Raw genomic sequence first — 8,721 nt, 5'->3', positions numbered from 1 at the left:
TTCGGATAGGGCCTGGTCCCCACTATCAACTCCTCGAACTCCGGACCCTACGGTCCAGCTACTCAAGGTGTCCACACCCCGGGGGGAACCGCCCACCTGTCGGCGCAGAAAGTCTGTCGACTCGCCTTCGGCCAGTACCTCCATCCCCTTGTGGTTGGGCGCGAAAGTGCAGCCCATATAGAGCCCGAACAGGCCCTGGTGCACAGCGATGAAGACGACCGCTTTACCCGGCGACAAGACCAGGAAGACCGCGGCGAGATACCCGGCGGCGTGTGCCGCCAGCAGCGCGGCCTCCCAGACGCGGTTGGGTATCGCCCAGCGCAGCACCGCCCGGACACTCGCATAGTGCAGACTGCCGGCCTCGAGCAACAACATCGGAAAGAACAGCAAGGCTTGATAGCGGAAAATCAACCGCCGGATGCCTTTGCCGGTCCGTGCTCGATCGCCGGAATGGGCCAGCACCCCCATCACGTCCGGATCCGAACCCTCGGTGTTGGGGTGAGCGTGGTGGCGATTGTGATTACTGACCCACCAGCCGATGCTCACCCCGATACCGAGATTGCCCGCGATCACACCGAACAAGTAGTTGGCCCGCCGACCGGCGAAGATCTGTCGGTGCCCGGCATCATGACCGAGGAACGCGATCTGCGCGAATACCACTGCCAAGAAAACGGCAACCACCAACTGCCACCACGAGTCGCCGACCATGACGAACGCCGCCCACCCGGCAGCGAACGCCACCGCGGTGACCGCACCCTTCCCGACGTAATACCGCAGCCGCCGATCCAGTAGCCCGGCCTGGCGCACTCGACGCAGCAACACCGCATACTCGCTGCCACGCGCCGGTCGGTTTTCCTTGGTCTCGGCGGTCGGCGACGAAGGAACCGGCGTGGCTTGCTGTCCGTCCCGGTCGATCGGGTCATAGTCCGCGAGCGCGGTTGTCGTGACGGAGGATGTCGGCATCGTCCGACCGGTAGAACTTTCGAGAACCACGGATTGCCTGCACATCCTGTTGTCACTGTTGGTCTCCGGGGTCGGACCGTTGTCCTTCCACGCCCGGCGTCGACGACAGCAGGCTATCGGAAGTCAGCGCGGAAGACTCGCCTGCCTCGAGAACTGAAGTGTCGCGATGAGACCACCGCGAGGTGAACGGATGTGCCGATCGACGACACATCCGCGTGACGATCGGGTTGCACAGACATCGGCGAGCGCGAGATATATGTCCGTCGCGCTGCCCGGCGGCGTGCAGCGCCCAGATGCCGACCGATATCTCGGCTGTGTGAGTTACCCAGCGTCGGTCGCAGTCAGCACGCGGGCGTCGGCGGTGCTGTCCAGCCGCGCGCCGGCCTGAGGATAGGTCGGGTACTCGATGCCCGAGATGTACTGCACCGTCCGCACCACCTGGCACGAGTAGCCGAATTCGTTGTCGTACCAGACATAGAGAATCGCAGTGTCACCCTCGACGATCGTGGCATTGGCATCGATGATCGACGCTGCGCGCGATCCGATGAAATCGCTGGAAACCACGTCCGTGGCGGCGGTGTAATCGAGGTTTCGGCTCAACGGCCCGGCGAGCGAAACCCCGCGCAAGTAAGCGAGCACTTCGCTCTTCGTCGTCTCCCGCTGAAGCTGCAGGTTCAGAATCGCGACCGAAACGTCAGGGGTGGGAACGCGAATCGAGTTGCCGGTGATCTTGGCCTTGAAATCCGGCATAGCCTTCGCGACCGCGGACGCGGCACCCGTTTCGGTGAGCACGAGATTGAACGGCGCGGAACGACCGCGCCGGTCCGCCTTGTGATAGTTGTCCAGCAAGTTTTGGTCGTTGGTGAACGAATGAACCGTCTCCACGTGCCCGCGGATGATGCCGTACTCGTCGTCCATGGCCTTGAGCGGCGGAACGATCGCATTGGTCGTGCACGAGGCACACGAGAAGATTTGCTGCGACAGGTCCAGGCTGCGGTGGTTGACGCCGTGCACGATATTCGGGATATCGCCCTTACCGGGCGCGGTGAGAACGACTTTCGCGATGCCGGGGCGCAGATGCTGCGACAGCCCGTCCCGATCACGCCACCTGCCCGTGTTGTCGATCAGGATCGCGTTCGTTATCCCGTACTCGGTGTAGTCGATCGTCGTCGGATCATCGCTGTAGATGAACTTGATCGTGTTCCCGTTCGCGGTGATCGTGTCATTGCCGGTATCGACCTTGATCGTGCCGTTGAAGGCGCCGTGCACCGAATCCCTGCGAAGCAGCGAAGCTCGCTTGCCCAGATCGTCGTCACCTCCCTTGCGCACCACCACGGCACGCAGGTTCAGCCCGTTGCCGGATCCGGCCTTCTCGATGAGCAGGCGAGCGACCAGGCGACCGATGCGGCCGAAGCCATAGAGGACGACATCCCTCGGGCCCGGTGACAGAGCCTTGTTGCCGTTGATCACCTCGGCCAGCACCGCCGCGGTGAACTCGCGGATCGACAGTCCGCGATCGTCGGCGCGATAGGTCATGACCAACTGACCGAGATCGATCTTGCACGGCCCGAGATCCAGTTCACTGAGCACTCGCAGGAAGGGAAGAGTCTCGTCCACCGACAACTCCTCGCCTTCGATCTGCCGCGCGAACCGGTGCGTCCGCAGGATGCTGATCACCGACTTGTTCACCAGCGACCGACTGTGCAGCAGGATCGTCACGCCCTTCCCCCGATACAACGTGCCGATGATGGGAATCATCGCCTCGGCGGCGGCTTCCTGGGCGTTCCAGCGGTCGAGTTGTTCGGTAGTCAACGTAGGTCCTCGGATCTCCTCGATTTACACGCGTATCGATGCTAATGAGGGCCGCGATATCACCGAGGCCGGATCCCCCCTCGTGAGATCGCCAGGTGGCGACGCCGAGCGAGCACCATCGTCCGAGCGGCGGGCGCCTCTATCCGATATCGACTACTCGAGCCCATGCGGGAGGCGCGTCCGGGACGTAATCGGGATCATTTTCCCGCCAGGAAGCGGCGTGCTGTCGACGGAACAGGCCCACCACCGTCCGGCACGGTGGCCGTGTGGTCGGCCAGGGTGTCTGGCCGTCGGTCAGCACCACGAGGACATCGGGGCGGGGGCGGGCTCGTATCGCCTTGGCGATGCCCGTGCGCAGATCAGTGCCGCCGCCGCCCACCAGTGGTATCCGCTCGGCACGACACAAGGGATGCACGATCCTCGCCGCCGCGTCGCACGGCAGCACGGTGACCAGATCGCGGCGGCCGCCCACGGCACGGGCGATGGCGGCCACCTCGAGCAGCGCGCTGCCCAGTTCCGTATCACTGACCGACCCCGAGGTGTCGATGAGCACCGAGACCCGAGGCGGCGTTCGCCGCAGACTCGGCAGCACTACGCCGGGCACCCCCGCCGAGCGCCGTGCCGGCCGGCCATAGGTGTAGTCCTCACCCGCACCGGCGACGCAAACCGCGGCGCGGAGAGCCGCTCCCAGCAGATCGCGCCATGGTTGCGGCGGATGGAACGCCTCTTCCGCCCAGCGCCGCCACCCTTTGGAGGCGTTCCCCGGACGGCCGATGATGCCCTGCGCCACCCGGAATCGGACGGCGTCTCTTTCCTGTTCGCTGAGTACGTCCGCACCATCGGGCCCGAGTTCCCATTCACGGTCCAATCCGTCTGCGCCGCTGCCGCAGTCGAGCCAGGCTATCGCCTGCGTAGTGGGTCCGAGCCGGAACTTGCGCAGGTAGTCCTCCATGAGTTCCCCTTCGGGCAACCCCAACGACTCGGGCGTGACAGCGTCATCGGGGCGGCCCAGCCCGTCGCCGAATGCGTCGTCGTTGATTTCGCAGTCCGCGGCGATGTTCATCCGCAGTCGTTCCGCCGGGCCGGTCAAGTCGTGTTGCCGGGCGAAGCGGTCACTGCGACCGTGATGGTCGCGCAGCAGATGCGACACCTCGTGCACCCACACACCGGCCAGATCCGCTATCGAAGTCCGGTCCACGAACGCAGGCGACACGTAGCAGCGCCAGTGCCGGTCGACACCCATCGTCGGTACTCGGCGCGATTCGACGACGCACAGCGCGAACAGTGCGGTCGCCAGGTAGGGCCGGACCCTGGCGGCGTGCAATCGGGCGGCGAAGAGCTTGTCGCGGTCCAGGGTCCCCAGCGCGTTCGCGGTCATCGGCCTGCCTTCGCTGCGACACGGCCGGCTGCCCGATCCGCTTCCCGGGACACCGATACGACTCCGGCGAGTTCCTCGATTGCCGCAGGCACGTCCCAGTCGTCCCGGCGCAGCGTGGCGAGAGTGGTTGCGGGAACGACGATCAGATCCGGCGCCCCGGTTTCCGAAGCCTTGACCAGAAGCGCCCATGCCGCATCCCAGCGGGATTTCTCCGGCCGTTTGCGTACCGCCGCCACCACGCCGTCGAGCACAGCCTGCCGCAGATCTCCCCGCTCGGGCAGGACGGCTCCCGCGGGGTCGGCGAGCAGTGCTTCCGGGTCAGGGAGGTCCATTCGGTCCAAGCTTGCCAGCAGCTCGAAGCCCGGGCCGTCGCCCACAGTGCCTCGGACCAGCTGGGAAAGCACATCCCGGGACGAACCGGCCGCGGTGGCGAAGGCGATCAGCCGCAATGTCATCTCCCAGCTTCGAGGCGACGGCCAGGGACCGCCTCGGCGGGTTTCGGTGCTGGGGAGTTGATGCACGAGAGCGGGACGAGCGGCCAGGAGCGCACACACCGCGCGGCGCGCGAAAGCCACAGCCTCGCCCAATCTTTCGGGGGCCAACCGCGGTAGTGTCGCGTGGGGCCAGGTCCCCCCGAGGCCGCGAACGACCACGTCGTGATCGTGGGTCCATTGCAGATGCACGAACCGGTTGGCCAGCGGCGGGCTGAGTTCCCAGCCATCGGCCGCCGAGGAGCGCGGATTGGCCGCGGCAACGATCCGGACACCGGGCGGCAGTTGCACGGTGCCGATCCGCCGCTCCAAGACCAGACGGAGCAGGGCGGCTTGCACGGCAGGCGGCGCGGTGGACAGTTCGTCCAGAAACAGCAGCCCGCGCCCGGCCCGGACGAGCCGTACGGCCCAATCCGGCGGAGCCATCGGGACTCCGTGTTCCGCGGGATCGTCCCCGATGATGGGCAGGCCCGAAAAGTCGGACGGCTCATGCACACTCGCGATCACCGTGGTCAGCGGAAGATCCAGGTCGGCGGCGAGCTGGGTCAGGGCCGCGGTCTTCCCTATCCCTGGTTCACCCCATAGGAGAACCGGCAGGTCGGCGGCCACGGCCAGCGCCAAGGCCTCCAGTTGGTTATCGGGGCGCGGTTCGGTGGTTACCTCGCGGAGCAGGCTCAGCAACTCGTCGGCCACATCGAGTTGGGCGGGGCGGGCCGGATCGGCGGACGTGCGGACAGCAGTAAGCATGTGTGATCACCTGAAGGGGTCGCGTTGTCGAGTGGATGTGCAGCGAGGTCGCCGGGTCAGCGCGAGGTCGCGTTGCGTGGGTGCGCGCGGCGGTCGCGTGGACGGCGCACCGGAGGAACGCGCCCGATCCCTGGCTCGGACAGCCCCGCCTTGAACAGTCCGTAGGTAATTCGTTGTCGCGCGGACGTTTCCAGCTCGTCGCGCAGAGCATCGTCGCGCAGTACCGCGTCGGGACCGAGCAGTCCCTCTACGATGGCCAGCGCGCCGGCGGTGTCGCCATGGTCCAAACGCTCACGGACGCCGACCAGACAGTCCGGATGACGGTGCGCCTCATCGATGGCCTGCAGGCAAGGCAGCGGAGTGCCGGTCAGGGCGACCAGCAGTTCCTCCCGCCGGATCTCGGCCTGGTCGTGGTCCAGCGCGGCCAGGAACCCGTCGACCAGCCCGATCCTGTGCTGTTCTCCTCTGCACTGCACCAGGCGCGGTTGACCTGCGCGGTCCGGGATGCGGGGCGCATCGTTCGGCGAGTAGTCGGGTACCAGTGCCGAGGCGACCAGCGGATGCAGCCGATCGGCCGCTATCGCGCCGGCACGAAGCAGTTCCAGATCGGGCAGCACCCAGGTCGCCGCGTCGGGCAGGACGGGCAGCGCGGAGACGCCGCCAACCGGGCATCCCGACGCGATCCGCACCATGGACGGTCCAGAACCGTTTCCGTCCAAGTCCAGAACCAACCGTTGCCGGGCCCCGAACCGCACCACGAAAGTACCGCTACACCGTCCCTCGGCGTGGCGCAGAATCTCCGCTTCGGCCGCCCAGCGGTCGACGGCGCAGCGGCGGACCTGCGGCACCGCGGCGAGCAGTTCGGGGCCAGGCATCGCGCAAGTATCCCCGGACCGCTGGGCCCCGGACCGTGTCCGCAGTTCGCCGACTCTGCGCGCGTCCCACAAATGGCGATGGAGATCCAGGCGAAAACGCCGGTGTGGGCGAGGATGCGGATGGAGCCCGGCGGCGGATCCGTCCCACAGCGCGAGGCTGATCCGCTGACCGGCGTCCGCCCAAGCCGGCGCGGTCCGAACGACAAGGTGCACGGGACGTGCGCCGCCGCGCCGGTCCGGTGCCGTGTCGTACCGCGCCAAGGCGATGGTCAGACCCGGCCGCAACAATCCGTCCGGAGCGACCCTCGGTAGATGCCAGCGCAACAGGTCAGGAGCCAGATGGCGGAGATCGGCCCGGATTCGAGCCGCGAGTTCGTGCCCGTGGCTACGCGCCACCGACCGCACAGTGAAATCGACATCGAAGCCTGCCGCGGCACACGCGCCCGCCCAGTCCCCCACGCGACGGCGGGCGGTAGCAGTCTCGATCATGGAGGGCGGCACGGCGAATTCACGCACACGCAGCCAGAAGGAAAGGCGGGAGTCGTCCCCGTTCACGATCTGAGTGAGCATCAGCACTCACCTTGCGCGAACGGAACCCCCAATCTTTGAACAGATGGAGTCATCATCGCGTTGATCATAACCTCCCGAACCGCCACCGGCCAGCCGAAGGGGCTCGGCGGCGTTTTTGCCGAACCGCTTCCCCTGACGAGTACCCGCCAGAACCGTTGGCGCAGTTGATGATCAGCATCCGACGGTACATCGGCGCCACATCGCCCGCGGCATCGCCCGGGGGGACGACTGCACCAGAGATCCAGTCGCCCCCGGAAGCGCCACTTGAGCCGTACGGCAACCGCGCCTACCTATTGAACCGGCGAATCTGATTCGCGAGCAGGAGGTTTCGAGTGCGTCCACCACCTCCTTCACGAGGCGCCGCCGAACCTCGCCTGAATCCGCGCGAGAGCTATGCCGCTCGAACAGGGCTTCGCCTTCGCGCTCCGACAGCTCAGCGACCGGGCACCGAGGTCATCGTCCGGCCGTCGGCAGCAACCTGGCACTGGCGGTGGAGATCTCCGAGAAGACCTCGATCACGTAGTAGTACCAGCCGAACGGTGTCCGGGGCGGCGGGTTCGAGCGAGGACGGGTCGCTGTCCGGAGTCGCGAGGTCGCCGATCACGTCGAGTCTGCCCCACGTTCCGAGCATCCTCGTGGAATCGGAATACCGCCGGGGTTATGGCTGCCGCGGAGGGGAATCTCGCCGAGTGCGGGCATGATCGGCCACCAGCCGTACCAGGTCTGTGGCCAGCCGTGGATGAGGACGACCGGCGTGCCGCTACCGCCGGTCACGTAGTGCATACCGACACTGTCGACCTCGGCGAACTCCTGCCGGAAAGTGTTCTCGAACGCGGGATCGCCGTGGGTGGCCGTAGCGTATGCAGCGATCTGGTCAGCGGCCGATGCTGCCGTCGATCCAGCGGGCCTCGCTTCGCCACTGTCTTACACGCGCCTATGCGTCGCAGCAGCTCTCGGGCCGCGCCGGGCTCAGCTGTCAGTGTGCCACCGAGCTGAGCGGCGCCGCTTCAGCTGCGGAAAGCGTGCGCACGGTGGAGTGCCTCGATCGAGTCGGTGAGTTCGGCGACCGGTCCGTCGACCACGGCGTCCGGCACGACCTCGGTGATCGGCAGCGCCGCGACCGGGGCGCGCGGGACACCCCACTCCGCCAGCCACGACACCAGTTGACCGGACGACACGGCGTACACGATCCGCCCGAGGCCGACCCATCCGTGGCTCGCCGCGCACATCGGGCAGTGCTCGCCGGAGGTATAGACGGTGGCCGCGGCGCGCTCGTGAGGCGACAGATGCGCCGCGGACCACCGAGAGATCTCGAATTCGGGATGACGTGTCGCGTCACCCGCCTTGATCCGGTTCCGGTCCTCGAAGAGCACTTCCCCGTCGGCCGAGACCAGGAGCGAGCCGAACGGCTCGTCCCCGTCGTCGAGCGCCTCCCTGGCGAGTTCGACGCAGCGGCGCAGGTGCGAAAGGTCCTCGGCAGCGATGGTCATCGAATCATCCTGGTAGCAGAAAACGGGTGGGCCTTGCCGGAATCGACAAGGTCCACCCGCCGACGCGGTCGATCAGCTATCGCATCGGCGCCGGTCCGCATTCCTTACCCATCAAGTCGGGGAGATGCGCCCATCCGGACGAGCAGTTCATGACCTCGCCGCCGTTCACCTGGAACGGCTGCGTGATCTCTCCACTCGCAGGCGCACCGTTCGACGGCGTGCAGTCCATAGCGGTCACCCTGCCTTCCCACACCGGCGAATGGGACGAACAGTTGTAGTTCCACATCTCCTGCGCCGTGGCGGTCGGCGGACAGAACAACAGCGCTGCCGCGGCGGCGAAGAACGGGGGAAGACCCAAACGAACGAGGCGTGTGGCTTTCATGACGATCTCCTTG

The 8,721-nt window shown here is 66.7% G+C and carries 7 protein-coding genes; all 7 read right to left on the bottom strand.

Annotated features, from left to right (window positions below):
• Positions 1-963: fatty acid desaturase (locus tag ACWEO7_RS27640; protein WP_452427431.1), on the bottom strand; the 963-nt coding region annotated here is incomplete at its 3' end.
• A 321-nt stretch (positions 964-1,284) separates the two neighbouring features.
• A complete protein-coding gene (locus ACWEO7_RS27635) occupies positions 1,285-2,775 on the bottom strand; it encodes a glyceraldehyde-3-phosphate dehydrogenase (RefSeq protein WP_452427429.1) in 1,491 nt (496 codons plus the stop codon).
• 139 nt (positions 2,776-2,914) lie between these two features.
• On the bottom strand, positions 2,915-4,153 hold the full coding sequence (locus ACWEO7_RS27630; RefSeq protein ID WP_452427427.1) for a vWA domain-containing protein: 1,239 nt from the start codon (positions 4,151-4,153) through the stop codon (positions 2,915-2,917).
• Positions 4,150-5,391, bottom strand: a complete 1,242-nt coding sequence (locus ACWEO7_RS27625) for an AAA family ATPase (RefSeq protein ID WP_452427425.1) — start codon at positions 5,389-5,391, stop codon at positions 4,150-4,152. Before ACWEO7_RS27625 ends, ACWEO7_RS27630 begins: the two co-directional genes overlap by 4 nt.
• Positions 5,392-5,447: 56 nt before the next feature.
• Positions 5,448-6,836, bottom strand: coding sequence for a hypothetical protein (locus ACWEO7_RS27620; protein WP_452427423.1), 1,389 nt, complete (start codon positions 6,834-6,836; stop codon positions 5,448-5,450).
• Positions 6,837-7,843: 1,007 nt separating this feature from the next.
• Positions 7,844-8,326 carry a nucleoside deaminase gene (locus ACWEO7_RS27615; protein WP_452427421.1) on the bottom strand — a complete coding sequence of 161 codons (483 nt, stop codon included), beginning with the start codon at positions 8,324-8,326 and terminating at the stop codon, positions 7,844-7,846.
• A 76-nt stretch (positions 8,327-8,402) separates the two neighbouring features.
• Complete coding sequence (locus ACWEO7_RS27610) at positions 8,403-8,708, bottom strand: hypothetical protein (RefSeq protein ID WP_364426146.1); 306 nt, start codon at positions 8,706-8,708, stop codon at positions 8,403-8,405.
• Between the last annotated feature and the right edge of the window lie 13 nt (positions 8,709-8,721).

Source organism: Nocardia sp. NPDC004260, from assembly GCF_053603155.1.
The sequence above is the reverse complement of the archived record's forward strand: the minus strand, read 5'-3'. Positions and strand labels throughout refer to the sequence as shown.

Excerpts from the sequence above, each read along its gene's own strand:
- ACWEO7_RS27610 (WP_364426146.1), bottom strand. The coding sequence starts at position 8,708 with ATGAAAGCCACACGCCTCGTTCGTTTGGGTCTTCCCCCGTTCTTCGCC.
- ACWEO7_RS27630 (WP_452427427.1), bottom strand. The coding sequence starts at position 4,153 with ATGACCGCGAACGCGCTGGGGACCCTGGACCGCGACAAGCTCTTCGCC.
- ACWEO7_RS27615 (WP_452427421.1), bottom strand. The coding sequence starts at position 8,326 with ATGACCATCGCTGCCGAGGACCTTTCGCACCTGCGCCGCTGCGTCGAA.
- ACWEO7_RS27625 (WP_452427425.1), bottom strand. The coding sequence starts at position 5,391 with ATGCTTACTGCTGTCCGCACGTCCGCCGATCCGGCCCGCCCCGCCCAA.
- ACWEO7_RS27620 (WP_452427423.1), bottom strand. The coding sequence starts at position 6,836 with ATGCTCACTCAGATCGTGAACGGGGACGACTCCCGCCTTTCCTTCTGG.